Origin of the sequence: Chitinophaga sp. CF118 (assembly GCF_900112615.1) — a bacterium.
Taxonomy (GTDB): Bacteria; Bacteroidota; Bacteroidia; order Chitinophagales; family Chitinophagaceae; genus Chitinophaga.
This window is the reverse complement of the sequence record NZ_FOMK01000001.1, coordinates 1941110-1956406: the sequence shown is the minus strand read 5'-3', so window position 1 is coordinate 1956406 and position 15297 is coordinate 1941110. Positions and strand designations below refer to the sequence as shown.

Here is a 15297-nt window from a genome sequence, read left to right as displayed (position 1 = left end):
AGTTATTTATTTTTCAGTATCTTCTGAGTATTCCTGTAACAGCAACCTGTATTGATTAAGAATACTTGATTTTGAAATGAAGCCTACCAGCTTATTATTACTGATAACAGGGAGATCCCATGCATGTGTTTCATCAAACCGGCTAATCACTTCCGCTATGTTATCTTTCAGGCTAATCACTGCCGCAGGAGGCTTCATCAGTTGTTTCACCGTAACGCTGTCATACAATGCAGGATTAAACATAATAGGACGTATATCTTCCAGCGTTATGAGTCCATCCAGTCTGTCTTCTGCATTTACTACCGCAATGATGTTATGATTACCTTGTTTGACTAACTCTATCAATATACGCAGGTTGGCACCACTATCAATTTTTTGAATAGTATCTTCTACAAAATTTTCGATCTTCAATAGTGACAGAATATTTTTATCATGTGCACGTGTAAAGATCTTGCCCTCATCTGCCAGGTGCTTGAGATCCGGAGAGATGGGCGAAAACCATTTGGCTATCAGAAAAGAGATAGTAGATACGATCATCAATGGAATGAAAAGATCGTAACCGGAACTGGATTCCGCAATCAGGAAGATGGCTGTTAATGGTGCATACATCACGCCACTCATCACACCTGCCATTCCCACAATTACCAGGTTTGTCAGCGGAACATGTGTAAAGCCACATGCAACACAAATCATGGAAAAGAAATACCCTAAAAATCCACCTGCAAAGAGAGAGGGCGCAAAATTTCCTCCATTACCACCACCATATACAGTAAATGAAGTGGCAAATACTTTCAGCAGGCACACACAACCTGTAAATATTAAAACCATCCAGGTTTGGGAGGGTAAATACTGAAAGAAGCTGTTCTGTATAATATCGCCGGAGTTACCTACAGCAAGGAGTTTTACACTTGTATATCCTTCTCCGAACAGGGGAGGGAGCAGCACACATAAAAAGGATACAATAACTCCTCCGAAAATAGCTTTTTTCAGAGCAGACCATTGGAGCTTTGCAAAAAAGTGTTCAATGCGTTGTGATACTACTACAAAATAACGTGCGTACAGAGCACATAACAGGCCCAATACTATATAGAAGGGTACGTTATAATAATTGAAGGGTTGCCGTGATTCAAAATGAAACAGCACATCTTCCTGTAAAATGATCTTTGACAACAAACTGCCACATACAGAAGCAAGGATCAATGGCATAAAATCTGAGAACACTACACCTGTAAGCAGGATTTCAAAAGCAAACATCACTCCTGCAATGGGAGCATTGAAAGCTGCCGCTATACCTGCAGTAGCACCGGCTGCCAGTAGCAGCGTCCGTTCTTTGTATCCCAGCTGATAGTTACGGGCATAGTTAGAACCAACGGCTGCGCCGGTTACGGCTATAGGGCTTTCGAGCCCTGCAGAACCTCCCAGCCCCACGGTAATTGCACTTTGCAGAATCTGAGAATACATTTTCACAGGTGGGATAAGGCTGGAATTTTGGGCAATCTCATGCAAGATTACAGGAATACCCTTACGGGATTGTCCTTTAAAAAATGCTATTACTACTATGGTGGTGAGTACAATGCCAAGAAAAGGAAATAAAGCGTAGAAGATCACCTGAGTACTGAAATGAACCCTGTAAGTGATAAAGTAGTGAATGTAGTGCACTAACATTTTCAATACCACGCCTGCCAGTCCGGCGGCACAGCCTACTATAATACCAGACAGGATCAGGAATTGGTTCCTGCTCATTTTTTTATGCAGCCAGTGGATAATTATCTCATAGCTTCTTACACGCTTCAGGCTATATCTCTCAAAATCTCGTTTGAATCTGAAGAAACTATGGTATTTTTTTATGTTCTTATATTGGCTCATTTGCGGCTTTCTTCAAGTCATAATTCGATTAATGAATAGACCTTATCATTCATATATGGACCACCGGGATGACGTGCGGTATAGTCCAGATTGATCCAGTATTCACCCTTCATTTCGTGATAATGGAACTCTTTAATTGGTGGCTGGGGAAATAAAGTTACGATAGCCTGCTTTATTACTTCAAAATCTTCTTTATTACCACAGTAAAGTTCCGGATAAGCATGGCCCTGGATCAGCACAATACGGCAACGGGCGCCAATAGACTGTAAACATGAAGCCATGAGGATGGAATGATCATCACAATCACCTCCCAGTCCGTTTTGAATAGTTTCCTGTGGAGTAGCAAAATATTCATCACGGCGGGTATCCGGGACATATTTAAAATTCCTGTTTATATAATGGAAGAGAGCAAGGTAGCGTGACACTTTCCCATATTTAGGAAAGTATTCGTCGAAATCTGTAACAGAGTGTGCCACTGAAAAATTTCGTACCAGGGAATCTTTATAATTCACTTTATCACGGATGCCTCTTACAGTTTTGTCGCGGTAACTTTCCACGCGATGAGGATAAAGGCTGAGGATATCCAGTTGTTTATTATTTTTTGCACCCCAGTTACCCTGTACCATCCCTTTATAATCATTCAATACATTATTGAAAGAGTAGTTATCCGCGAAGTAATTAAAACATAAGATACCAAATACCAATGCAAATGCAGGTATTATAAGTGGTTTAAAGATCCATAATAATAAGCGGGTGAGCAGGAAAGCAAGTAGTACCGCTACAAACATGTCCAGGTGCCATCCTTCTGCTACAAGCGGAGGTATATACCTGTTCATGTAAGGCGCCAGCGGAATGATTGTTAACAGGCTCAGGAGGTTGAGCAGAAAGTGCTGGAAGGAACTGTATTTGCTTTCATCTATGGCCATTATGGTATGCAATAACGCAAAATTATGCCAGATAAAGAAAATGGAAGCAGAGTGCCCGTGATAGATAACTTGTTTTAGCCGAACGTACCCTTTTTACACCCACAGATTATTGATCTGCCGGAAAGAGGTACTTTTATTGATAAGTGTAATCTGTTGTTGAGATTGATTCTGTAGTTTTTCGAGCCGTAACAGCGGATATATTTTGCTCAGCAGTTGATATCCCATCAGGATAAATAATTTAAAGTCCATTTTCTGAGAGATATCTATGGCTATTTCTGTTATACGTATAGCTTTATTTAGTTCATTCTCATGAAAATAGATATGTGCCTGTATCAGCTTCTGGAGTACTTCCAGGTGTCGCCCGTTTAAGAAATCAAAGGAATATTTCCTGATCAGGAGTTCTGCATGTGCGGATATTTTTTTTGCCGCAGCAAAGTTGCCCTGTTCCATGTGTGCATATGCCTGCCAGCAAAGAAGAGATAGCCGCAGCGGATCTGTTTTCTGGTATACAAGTAATGGGTAGCATTCGAAGATACGTTTCGTATAATTCAATGTGTGCGTATAATCCTGCTTTAGTATGAATGCAAAGCCCATCAGCCGTAATACCATTTCCATTGATGCGGAAGGAGAATGCCTGGTAGTACCATTAAGATACCTGGGATAATTATAGATTTTATCTTTTATGTTTTCGTTGACGATACCAAATTTCAGGTATTCATAAATGAACAGGTAGAGTTCATGTGGGGTAACCCATAGTTCATCTTCCATCTGTTCATGGCTCATTAATCTTTTAATATTATTTAATTCCTGCTCGCATTGTTCTGCATCCAGTCGCAGTAATGCCATTATGAAAAGAATACTGCGGATTTTTATTTTGTCTTCCGGTAATTCGGCCAGTTCCTGCAATGCGGTTAGCACATTCTTTTTGCTGAAGTGTACAAAATTATCGTTAAGGAACCTATTTAACGGATGTTTACGGAAATAACCCTGGGGGAAAATGGATTTCAGCAGAAACTCTTTATTTCCCTCCTTTTGATAATATACGGCCAGATATTCCAACAGGTATGATTTTTCCGTGTTGGTAAGGGACAGGTAAAACATGTTATGGATGCTGTCCGTCTGATCATTATTGATAGCATAGCGGATCAGCCATTTAAAAACGCCCACCCGGTAGGAAGCAGCCGGGATCCGTTGATATACGAGCTGCAGCATAGCGGGATCCACTATCATGTTCGATTCCTGGATAAAATACATGGCTGTGAAATACTCCAGGAGTGAGTTATGCGCAAAGCGCACATTTACGGTGAACATAATTTCCTGGCTAAGGTTCTCTTCTACCAGGATATTATCTGTCAGTAATTCTTTATATGCAGGGAACAGGTCTGCATTTTTATTCAGCAGTAGTTGTTTGTTTGTATATTGGCCGGCTTTTCCAAAATCCAGCAATTGTAAAAGTTTCTCAATGATTTTTATTTTAAATGTATTGCTCTGAGAATGGAACACCCTTAATTGAACAAATTTTGAGATCATTTCGAACAGGCTCAGGTTCTCATCCACAAAGGCCTGTTCCGTGCCGATATTCATCTCGCAAAACAACTGGAGATAATATGGATACCGTAGTTTTTGAAGGAAATGCTCACTAAAAGCCCGTACGGTAGCGGGATCCAGATGATGATTATACAAAATGGATTTTACTTCCTGTTCTGTAAGAGAGGGCAGGTTGATATTGGTTTCCTCATCCATATCGGGGCCAAGATACCAGTAACGCCTGAAGGCAGGGTATTGTAATGAGTGCTGGAAAACCTCAGACCAGGTACTGCTGCGAATGGAAAGAATCACTTTTACCCAGGGGAACCTGTCATTTGAATAAACAAATTCTTCCAGTTTAGTATATAAGAGTTTTATTTTATCGCCTGTCATAGAGATCTCGTCGAATCCATCAATAATCAGGATAAGCCGGCCTCCTTTTTTATCAAAGTGTGTGGCAAAGTATTCGCGGAAGTTTTCCCCATTTCCCAGGTTTAACTGGTTATCCAGCCAGGATGCAAGAGAGAAACCCCTGAGAAGCAGGCTACCTGCGGCATGTGCATGAATAAACCAGCAGATATCCTGTTTATATTTAGCCTCTTTGCTGAACCAGAAATGTTCTGCCAGATGTACAAGTGTAATAGATTTACCCCAGCCGGAAGGTGCAATGAATGCAGTAGCAGCATAATCGCTTCCGAGAAAACGTTCAATATGTGCAAAGCAGTGCGATCTTGGGATAGTAAATGAAAATGGAATGCCTGAGCGGTTCTTGAGTGTAAGGATGGTATAATGAGATACCGCATTGGCTTTGTTTTGCAGTTCCGTCCATTTACTATCGTCTATCAGAGGGGTTACGCCTTCTGTTTCAAGATGTAATTGATGAAAGTGTCGTGACTGAAAATCTTCCCAGTCTTTATAACTACAATATTGAGATAAAGTATTTAAGGTATAACGGGAGAAGCTATGCAAGGTTGTAGCAAATCCGAATACTCTTTTAAGAGTGGTTTCACTAACCAGCTTTGTGGTTTCACTCAATATGGATTGTGAAAGGTGTTTGCAATCTCCAGGTAAGATAGAATCAGCGCCGAATTTGCGTAACACTTCTTTCTGTAACGTTATGATAAAGTCATAGGACAGATCTATCATATGGGGACAATAATGGATTTTAAAGTTTAATGAATTTTGGTGTCATTTAGTAAACTTACGAATAAACTTACGAAGCTGATTTCAGTTCAGTTTTACTCACCTCAAAAATGAATAAGATGAACAGGATATATTTAAATGAACAGAATATAATAATCTTTGATTATTAATAAGAGTCTGGTTTATACAGGTATCAATAAAAAACAAATAATTAAGGTCAGATGATGATTTATTACATCTGATTAGTACTGCTAACTAGATGTTTAGCTAATATTCTTATCAATCCGGACCTCATTTTTTTAGAATAATCTGTGATTAGGAATAAATTTTTTTCTTAACCTTTCATTTACCGGAAAAAGGGATATTACTTTCTCTATAATTAAAATGTGAACAAAATGAATAGGCTTAATACAAAAATGAACAGCCTGAACAGTCGATAAAGATTGAATAAAAAGATAAAGCGCTATATGGCTCCGCCTGCTTACCTTCATTTCCTAATAATGCCATATCCGGCGGCTTCATTATCAAGTTTCATATCCCTTGCCAGTGCATGAACGACCATAATTCCTGGAAAAATGATTGTGAGAAACAAACTACTTAAACATACACCCCTTATAATCCAAGCTAATTGATTGCTATGTTTTAATGCCACTCCTAAGCAATTTGCTTATAATATGAAGTTGATAACGGGAAGGCATAAGCCTGGGTGAATTACCTGGCTTCCAAAAAACTATATGATAGCAAAAGAATACGTAGAACCTAAACTTGGTTATCCAACCCCAGGGTTGGATCCATATCCTATAACCGAAGGACCATACATAATAATGGCCGGATTTATTCCGGCCATTATTGCACTTCATCAAACTGTGTTTATGCCAGTTTAAATTATTTTGCTGCTTTAAAGATGTTGCCAACAGCAATAACACTGTCTTTAGTTGCACTGAACCGTACTTTAGCAAAAGCAGTTATTAACAATGCAGAGTCGTACTTGATAGTTTTTGCATTCTTCCAGATTTCCACTGCTGTAGCGTCACCGGTGCCTTTCAGTTCTCCTTTGTACAAAGTATCTGTTAACGCTGCCGTTGCAATTCCCTTGATAAGATACACTTTGTTTACAGTGTCTTTTACAGTCTTGGTTAATGAAAGACTAAGGTTAATGCTGCTATCTGCATTTTCAGAAAGCTTTACAGTACCAATCTGGGTTGAATCAGCAATACTTTTGATCAGTTTGAATTCTTTGCTGCGTAAAGAAAGAGTTGGTGCATCATCATCTTTACAAGCTGCGAAAGTAATACCCAATAGAATGGCCACTGCTCCTAGTTTAGAAGCATAATTTTTAATTGTAAGCATGGTTTCCGTTTAAATAAAAATTGAAATTATTCGATTATAGGTTTCCGTTTATTTAGTTTTTAGCACCGGTGCAACCATTAAACGGGCATGGTAATAAAATGTTACAAGCAGGATAGAAGGAAATATATAATTTATTTATACTGTTCATAATATGTGTTTGCTGGTGGCTTATCTCAGGCAATAAGTGCGACTTATTATAACAGTTAATTATTATTACCTTTGCGCAGGTTTTATTACAACTAAACTCAATAAATATATTAAGCATGTCGCTCACTGTTGTCGGTTCTATGGCGTTTGATGATATTGAAACGCCTTTTGGTAAATCTGGTAGGATCATTGGTGGCTCTGCCACATTCATTGCATGGGCTGCATCTAATTTTGTGAAGCCTATTAATCAGGTATCTGTTGTTGGTGGTGATTTCCCACAGGCAGAGCTGGATGCTCTTTCAGCAAAAGGTGTTGCCCTGCAGGGGGTACAGATTAAAAAGGATGAAAAATCTTTTTATTGGGCCGGTAAGTATCATATGGATATGAATACCCGTGATACATTGGTAACAGAACTGAATGTACTGGGTGATTTCCAGCCTGTTATACCAGAGAGCTATCAGGGTAGTGAGTTCCTGATATTGGGGAATCTCAGTCCGCAGGTACAGCTGGATGTAATAAAACAAATGAAAAAGAGGCCTAAACTGATCGTACTGGATACCATGAACTTCTGGATGGAAGTTGCGATGGACGATCTGAAAAAGGTACTTAAAGAAGTAGATGTATTGCTGGTGAATGATGGTGAAGCCCGTCAGCTGAGTGGTGAGTTTTCCCTTGTGAAGGCTGCCCGCAAAATCCTGACTATGGGACCACGTTACCTGATCATCAAGAAAGGAGAACATGGTGCATTACTGTTCCATGAGAACCATGTATTCTTTGCACCTGCCCTGCCGCTTGAAGATGTATTTGATCCAACCGGAGCAGGAGATACTTTTGCAGGAGGTTTTATCGGCCACCTGGCTAAAACAAAAGACATCTCTTTTGAAAATATGAAAACAGCAATCATTGTGGGTTCTGCAATGGCTTCTTTCTGTGTGGAGAAATTTGGTGTAGGCCGTTTAAGAGAGATTACACAGGATGATATCAATGGTCGTCTGGAACAGTTTGTACAGCTGGTTAACTTTGATATAGACCTGGTATAGTTACCTACATAATAATATAAAAAAGCCTGTATCGTATTTATGATACAGGCTTTTTTATTGAGAGCTTTTGATTGAAACAGGTAGTCTTTTTTATGGCTCTTATATTTTGATAGTTTATGCAAGCCCTCAAAAAAGATAATTTAATGTAGGCAACCCCGTTAGCCTGACACCTTTTCTGTAATAATTCTATTTATAGATACCATTCAGCAAAGCTGCCAATCTTAATCCTCCTTTTAATAACTGTTCATTCATATCTTTCAGAAACCAGTAATTATAACGATAGCTGAGTTTTGAATCAGGTTTTGTGAGCTTGTATATTTTATCCGACAATTGATTGGATTCGAACATCCAGTCGCTGATAGTACCACTTTGTAATTGCCTGATCTCTGTTACGGAGGCAGTATCCAATGCCTGTGTATATTCTGTATAGCTGAGTTGCTGGAATTCTATGAGGTGTTCATCCCAAACCCTGTGTAAATTAGTGGGCTTGTCGAACCAGGTTACTGATATTTTGTTTCCTCCCTGATCATCTGCGTGACCAACATGAAGTGGCTGATGCATATCCCCGATCATATGTATCAGAAAGGTCAGTGCAAACTGTTTATCTGTTTTGGAAGTGGCAGGATCTTTTAATTTTTTAATGAGGGCCTGAGTTTCTATATACAGGTTCTCATCTGTTTGTGTATGCATATGATCGTCAAACTGCTGCCTGGTAGAATTCGGTGGGAAATCCAAATAATGCCAGGAGGAAGTATGGTCATATTTGTGGGTGGTATCCGACTTGATAAAATCAGGCCAGTTAGCTACCATTGCCATACTTTGTCGCCCCAGTATTGCAGTAACGGCTTTTCGTGCCTGGGGAGTAAGATGCCTGCTGGCAATTTCGGCCACGATGCGGTGGCCGGTAACGCCCCACGCAAAAGTAGTTAAAGGAAATAATGGTAATAAGATGACCACTAGAAAAAGGGCTGTTTTTTTGAGCATAGCAGAGTTGGTTAATCGGGCATAAAGGTGGGGTAGATTTTTGAATTGTAAAAGAGGAATTGATAATTTGTACATTTGATGACGAACCCTGCTGTGGAATCTATTGGCAGGTTTAGTAATTTTGAGATACCTGAAGAAACTACACTACATTCTGATTTATTATGCCATTCAAAATACATTCACCATATGCACCTGCCGGCGATCAGCCACAGGCAATAGATAAGCTGACTGAAGGATTGCAGGACGGTGTACCCTTTCAGACCTTGCTGGGGGTAACCGGTTCCGGTAAAACATTTACAGTAGCTAATGTGATAGAGAAAGTACAACGACCAACGTTGGTACTTACCCATAATAAAACACTGGTAGCGCAGCTTTATGGCGAGCTACGACAGTTCTTCCCTGATAATGCAGTAGAGTATTTCGTTTCTTATTACGATTATTATCAGCCGGAAGCATACATGCCTGTTAGTGATACCTATATAGAGAAGGATCTTTCGATAAATGAGGAACTGGATAAGTTACGATTGAGAGCAACTACAAATCTTCTGTCAGGCAGAAGAGATATTATCGTAGTTGCCAGTGTGTCCTGTATTTATGGTATGGGTAATCCTACTGATTATGAGAATGGGATCATCCGTATTTTCAAAGGCCAGACCATAGGTCGTAATACAATCTTACACGGGCTGGTCAACTCTCTTTACTCCCGTACTACTGGCGACTTTAACCGTGGAAACTTCAGGGTAAAGGGAGATACAGTTGATATCAACCTCCCTTATGTGGATTATGCTTATCGTATTACCTTTTTCGGAGATGAAATAGAGGAGATCGAAAGTTTTGATATAGAAACGGGTAAACGCATTGGTACAATGGAAAATGCGGCTATATTCCCGGCTAATCTCTATCTGGCCCCGAAGGATATGATGCACCAGATCATTTTTGAAATTCAGGATGAGTTGCTGGCGCAGGTAGAATATTTCCGTTCTATCGGGAAACATCTGGAGGCACAGCGACTTTCTGAGCGGGTGAATTATGATATTGAAATGATCCGGGAGCTGGGCTATTGTAGTGGTATTGAGAATTACTCCCGGTTTCTGGACAGGCGTACGCCTGGTACCCGGCCTTTCTGCCTGCTGGACTACTTCCCTAAGGATTTCCTGTTGGTGATTGATGAAAGTCACGTAACAATCCCACAGATAGGTGGAATGTATGGTGGTGACCGTTCCCGTAAGCTTACACTCGTAGATTTTGGTTTCCGCTTACCTTCTGCGTTAGATAACCGCCCGTTGAACTTCTATGAATTTGAGAATATTCTTAATCAGACAATTTTTGTGAGCGCCACGCCCGGTGAATATGAGCTGAGGCAAACGGAAGGTGTAGTGGTAGAGCAGGTAGTACGTCCTACCGGATTGCTGGAACCGCCGATAGAGATCCGGCCAAGTGCAAATCAGGTGGATGACTTGCTGGATGAAATAGATAAACGTGTATTAAATGGGGGGCGTGTGTTGGTTACTACACTTACTAAGCGAATGGCAGAGGAAATGGATAAGTACCTGCACCGTATTAATATTAAGTCGCGGTACATTCACTCTGAGGTAGACACGCTGGAAAGGATAGAGATTCTGCGGGAGCTCCGGCTGGGGACTATTAATGTATTGGTGGGTGTAAACCTGTTGCGTGAAGGGCTGGATTTACCTGAGGTAACCCTGGTGGCTATACTGGATGCTGATAAAGAGGGATTTCTGAGAGATGAACGTTCCCTGACCCAGACGGCAGGACGTGCGGCACGTAACGTGGATGGGCTCGTGATCTTTTATGCAGATAAGATTACAGATAGTATGCAGCGCACGATAGATGAAACGAACCGTCGCCGCGAAAAGCAGATGGCTTATAATATAATGCACAATATCACTCCTAAAACTGTGCTTAAGAGCAAAGAACAGATTATGGGGCAAACATCTGTTCTGGAAATCAAACAGTTTGATGAGAACTCACCATTAGCAGTACATGATGAATTGCAACTGGTTGCTGAGGATGCGGTAGATTATGCCAAACAGGTGGCTTCTGCCAAAACAATCCCACAATTGGAGAAGACTATCGGAAAAGTGAAAAAGGATATGGAAAAGGCAGCAAGAGATCTGGATTTTATGGAAGCTGCCAGATTGAGAGATCAGATGTTCGCATTGCAGCGGGAATTAGATGGAATGAAGCGATAATATCGCAGTTTACATCTGTTTTTTATGATCCAAGTCATAAAAAACAGATGTAATTATATCTAATATATTGATAAATATCTAATTCAAGTTCGATACTCACCTAATTATTTATAATGTCTATCTATTTAATTTATAAATGATTAGAGGATCAGTCTGCTTATTGTAGTAGCGACTGCCACCCCAATGTTAGAAAAATGTTAAGCCACCTCCAATACCCCTTTTATAATATTGATTATCAATAAATTATAGAGCTTTCTCTCCTTCGTTTTGTGTATTTATATTACCAAAAAATATAATTGATATTATCATTAATTTTAATATAGTTGATGTTTGACCCGTAATAACCTATATTTATTCAATCATTTCTATTTTTTGCACCTTCTATTTGATGTTTTGAATATCATTCATACTTTTATTGAAGAAATTTAAAATCTACAGCTATGAAGAAAACATCATTTCAAGACTACTTGCCATTCATTTTCCTGGCTGTGGTTGCGATAATTGGGTTATTCATCCCAAATGCTCCACTTTTTGCTGACCCTGAAGGAAAATACAATTCTGGTGACATTGCCTGGATTCTGGTAGCATCCAGTCTGGTATTTTTAATGACTCCGGGTTTAGCATTTTTTTATGGTGGTATGGTAAACCGTAAAAATGTAATCGCTACAATGATGCAGAGTTTTGTTGCGACAGGGGTGATTAGTTTATTGTGGGTCGTAATTGGATTTAGTCTTTCATTTGGTGATTCTATAAATGGCTTGATAGGTGATCCCAGAACCTTTATGTTCTTTAAAGGAGTGTCTTCCGGTGCTCCATGGTCTGGTGGTCTTACCATTCCTTTATTATTGTTTGCACTTTTCCAGATGAAATTTGCAATTATAACACCTGCCCTGGTAGTAGGTGCAACTGCTGAAAGGATCCGTTTTACTTCTTATATCCTGTTCATGGTATTGTTCAGTTTATTGGTATATGCACCAATTGCACACTGGACATGGCATCCGAATGGAATCCTGGCTAAAATGGGTGTACTTGACTTTGCCGGTGGTACGGTAGTACATATTTCTGCCGGATGCGCCGCTTTAGCTGGTGCGCTGGTACTGAAACGCCGTAAAGATCATATTGAAAAGAAAGAATTGCAACCTGCCAACATACCTTTCGTTTTGCTGGGTACTGGTTTGCTGTGGTTTGGCTGGTTCGGTTTCAACGCTGGTTCTGCACTTGGTGCCAATGGTTTAGCTGCATCTGCTTTCGCAACTACAAATACTGCATCTGCTGCCGCTGGTCTTTCATGGGTGTTCTTCGATGTAATCCGTGGCCGTAAACCTTCTGCACTTGGTTTCTGTATCGGTGCTGTAGTTGGTCTCGTTGCTATCACTCCTGCTGCCGGTTTTGTAGGTATACCACAAAGTATTATGCTTGGTTTCCTGGCCGCTATCGTTTCTAACCTGGTGGTACATTATAAATCCAAAACTGCTATCGATGACACTCTGGATGTATTCCCTTGTCATGGTGTAGGTGGTATGGTAGGGATGTTACTTACTGGTGTATTTGCTACCAAAGCAGTAAACAGCCTGGGTAATGATGGTCTGTTGTATGGCAACTTTGAGTTGTTAAAAAACCAGATCCTTGGATTACTGATCGTAGTTGGTTACAGCTTCACAGTTTCCTACGGAATCTTTAAATTGATTAACTTAATCCACCCATTACGTGTAACTGACGAAGAAGAAGTACTGGGTCTGGATGTTACTCAACATAATGAAAACTATCATCCTGCAATGATGAGCGTTTATGATAATGGTGCATTGAAAGAAGAGCAGATGATTAACTAATTTGATGGTTCCTTTTACTAAGTTGACTGATGTGTTATCTGTTTACAAATCTCACCCAGTCAACTTAGTAAAACATCATAAATAAAGAAAAAAGAAAATTTATCAATCAGTTTGATACCCAAAAAGTAAAGAACAGCTAATAGTTAATAGGGGAAAAGAATTAATTGAGTAGCATTTTATCAGCCAGAACTATTTTTATCAACCAATTTCTTATTTCGTTTAACATAAAATTTTCCTCCCCGGTTAATTATTAGCTATTCCTTTTTTAATCTTCCGGCGAAACTAAAAGAAACGATTACCACGATAGACATTACGCACACCATTTTATCAACCTAATTCCCATTGCATGAAAAATGTTTTACTGACTGCTTTTGCGGCCTGCCAGATGTTCGTTGCCTATTCGCAAACAAAAGATACTTTGCAACCCCCGTTAGTAAAGATCTCCGGTTCTGCCGATGTATATTATAAATACAATTTTAACGGCAACAATACGGATAACAAGACAAGTTTTACAAACTCCCATAACAGCTTTGAATTGGGTATGATCTCTCTTAAAGCTGAGCATGAATTCAAAAAGGGAAGCATTGTTGCTGATCTTGGATTTGGAAGGCGTGCGGCAGAATTCTCTTATAATGAAAGTACTGACAAAACGGCGACGGCGGAGTTGGCTATCAAACAATTATATCTTAGTTATCAGGTACTTGATAAATTAAAAATTAGTATGGGGAGCTTTGGTACGCATGTGGGTTATGAGTTGCTGGATGCATATCTTAACAGGAATTACAGCATGAGTTATATGTTTACTAATGGCCCCTTCTTTAATACAGGGGTAAAAGCAGATATTACGATCAGTACCTCATGGACTGCTATGGTAGGGCTTTTTAATCCAACAGATTTTAAATCTGCTTCATGGAGTAATCAGAAATATATTGGCGCTCAGCTGGGATATTCTTCTACTACAGCTCCTTTAAAATTATATCTGAACTACCTGGAAGGAAGAGATACCCTGGGGGTTCAGAACCACCAGATCGATTTTGTTGCTATCTACCAGGTGAATACTTTACTGGGCCTGGGCTATAATGGCACAGTAAGTACTTACAAACATACCCGTGATAAAGAGGCCGACCCGCAATCCGCTAAATGGTGGGGTTCTGCAGTATATGTCAATCTTGATTTTACACCTAAGTTCGGGCTTACTTTAAGAGGAGAATATTTTGATGACAAAGATGCTCTGAAAACATTTGCCGGTACCAATGGAGGAAATGTACTGGCTGGAACATTGTCTTTTAATTATAAGGTGGGAAACCTGACTATTGTACCCGAATTCAGGATAGACAAAGCTTCAGTGGATATCTTTAATAAGAGTAATGGAGCTCCTGTGGGTACTTCTCCTAATGTATTACTGGCCGCTACTTACCATTTTTAGCTATGGGAGAATAATTTTTATATTTTGTGGGCAAAAGGAGTTTCATGTTACAGCCCCCCACGTTGAAATTTTTGAAGGCACTGAGCAAGAATAATAATAAACCCTGGTTTGAAGAGCATAAGCTGGATTACCAGGATGCAAAGGCTGATTTCGAAAGTGTAGTGCAACAAATTCTGGATGGTTTATTCAGGCAGGACCCTGTATTGGTGGGCCTGCAGGTAAAAGACTGTACATTTCGTATTTATAAGGATGTGCGGTTCTCCAAAGACAAAACGCCCTATAAGACTAATATGGGAGCCGCTTTTGCGCCTGGTGGCCGGAAAACATCCCGTCCGGGATATTATTTTCACCTGGAGCCGGGAGGTAATAGTTTTGCTGGTGGTGGAATGTGGATGCCTGAAGCTGCGGTATTGAAAAAGGTAAGACAGGAGATCGATTATAATTTTGAGGAGTTTCAGCAGATCATCTCCAATAAGGAGTTTATCCGCTATTTTGGTAAGATAGAAGGTGAATCACTTAAAACGGTTCCACAGGGATATTTACCTGATAATCCCGCTATTGCTTATCTGAAGCTGAAGAGTTTTACAGTATGGCATCATATTTCAGATGATGTTACTATACAACCAGCATTGGTTAGGGAGATTCTGAAGATATTTACTGTAATGCAACCCTTTATCAAATTTCTTGACAGGGCAATTGATGTAGCAGAATAATGCTATTGTTTATTGTCCCTTATAGTTGGCTGTTCCCGGCAGGAACGGCCAATTTACATTTATAGAGATATTATTCAGATGGAAAGTATCGCCATTGCGATAAACAGTGTGCAGGTTGACTGCAGGATGTTCG

General features: G+C 39.9%; 10 protein-coding genes. 5 read left to right on the top strand and 5 right to left on the bottom strand.

All coding sequences use genetic code 11. The features are described 5' to 3' along the window. Window positions 1-6: 6 nt before the first annotated feature. The 4 genes from BM176_RS07675 to BM176_RS07660 form a co-directional block, all read right to left on the bottom strand. Window positions 7-1743, bottom strand: a complete 1737-nt coding sequence (locus BM176_RS07675; protein WP_255373465.1) for a chloride channel protein — start codon at window positions 1741-1743, stop codon at window positions 7-9. A gap of 140 nt (window positions 1744-1883) precedes the next feature. Further along, window positions 1884-2804 (bottom strand): transglutaminase-like domain-containing protein, encoded by a 921-nt coding sequence (locus tag BM176_RS07670; RefSeq protein WP_255373464.1) that lies wholly within the window; start codon window positions 2802-2804, stop codon window positions 1884-1886. A gap of 81 nt (window positions 2805-2885) precedes the next feature. After that, entirely contained in the window at window positions 2886-5465 is a 2580-nt protein-coding gene (locus BM176_RS07665) for an NACHT domain-containing protein (protein WP_090101232.1), read from the bottom strand. An 882-nt stretch (window positions 5466-6347) separates the two neighbouring features. Continuing rightward, window positions 6348-6812 carry a hypothetical protein gene (locus BM176_RS07660; RefSeq protein WP_090101230.1) on the bottom strand — a complete coding sequence of 155 codons (465 nt, stop codon included), beginning with the start codon at window positions 6810-6812 and terminating at the stop codon, window positions 6348-6350. Between the two features lie 263 nt (window positions 6813-7075). Here BM176_RS07660 and BM176_RS07655 point away from each other — a divergent pair, with 263 nt between their 5' ends. Next, window positions 7076-7999, top strand: a complete 924-nt coding sequence (locus tag BM176_RS07655) for a PfkB family carbohydrate kinase (protein ID WP_090101228.1) — start codon at window positions 7076-7078, stop codon at window positions 7997-7999. Between the two features lie 186 nt (window positions 8000-8185). Here the strand turns inward: BM176_RS07655 and BM176_RS07650 are convergent, their stop codons facing one another. Next, the gene (locus BM176_RS07650; RefSeq protein ID WP_090101226.1) at window positions 8186-8983 is read right to left on the bottom strand and encodes a S1/P1 nuclease; all 798 of its coding nucleotides are present in this window, start codon (window positions 8981-8983) and stop codon (window positions 8186-8188) included. Between the two features lie 161 nt (window positions 8984-9144). On the opposite strand from BM176_RS07650, the gene uvrB reads away from it, so the two are divergent. The 4 genes from uvrB (at window position 9145) to BM176_RS07630 (ending at window position 15164) form a co-directional block, all read left to right on the top strand. Then, window positions 9145-11196, top strand: coding sequence for an excinuclease ABC subunit UvrB (uvrB, locus tag BM176_RS07645; RefSeq protein ID WP_090101224.1), 2052 nt, complete (start codon window positions 9145-9147; stop codon window positions 11194-11196). A gap of 440 nt (window positions 11197-11636) precedes the next feature. Further along, on the top strand, window positions 11637-13025 hold the full coding sequence (locus tag BM176_RS07640; RefSeq protein ID WP_090101222.1) for an ammonium transporter: 1389 nt from the start codon (window positions 11637-11639) through the stop codon (window positions 13023-13025). Between the two features lie 346 nt (window positions 13026-13371). Then, window positions 13372-14451 carry a porin gene (locus tag BM176_RS07635; protein ID WP_090101220.1) on the top strand — a complete coding sequence of 360 codons (1080 nt, stop codon included), beginning with the start codon at window positions 13372-13374 and terminating at the stop codon, window positions 14449-14451. A 44-nt stretch (window positions 14452-14495) separates the two neighbouring features. Beyond that, window positions 14496-15164, top strand: coding sequence for a DUF2461 domain-containing protein (locus BM176_RS07630; RefSeq protein ID WP_090101218.1), 669 nt, complete (start codon window positions 14496-14498; stop codon window positions 15162-15164). The last annotated feature ends 133 nt before the right edge of the window (window positions 15165-15297 follow it).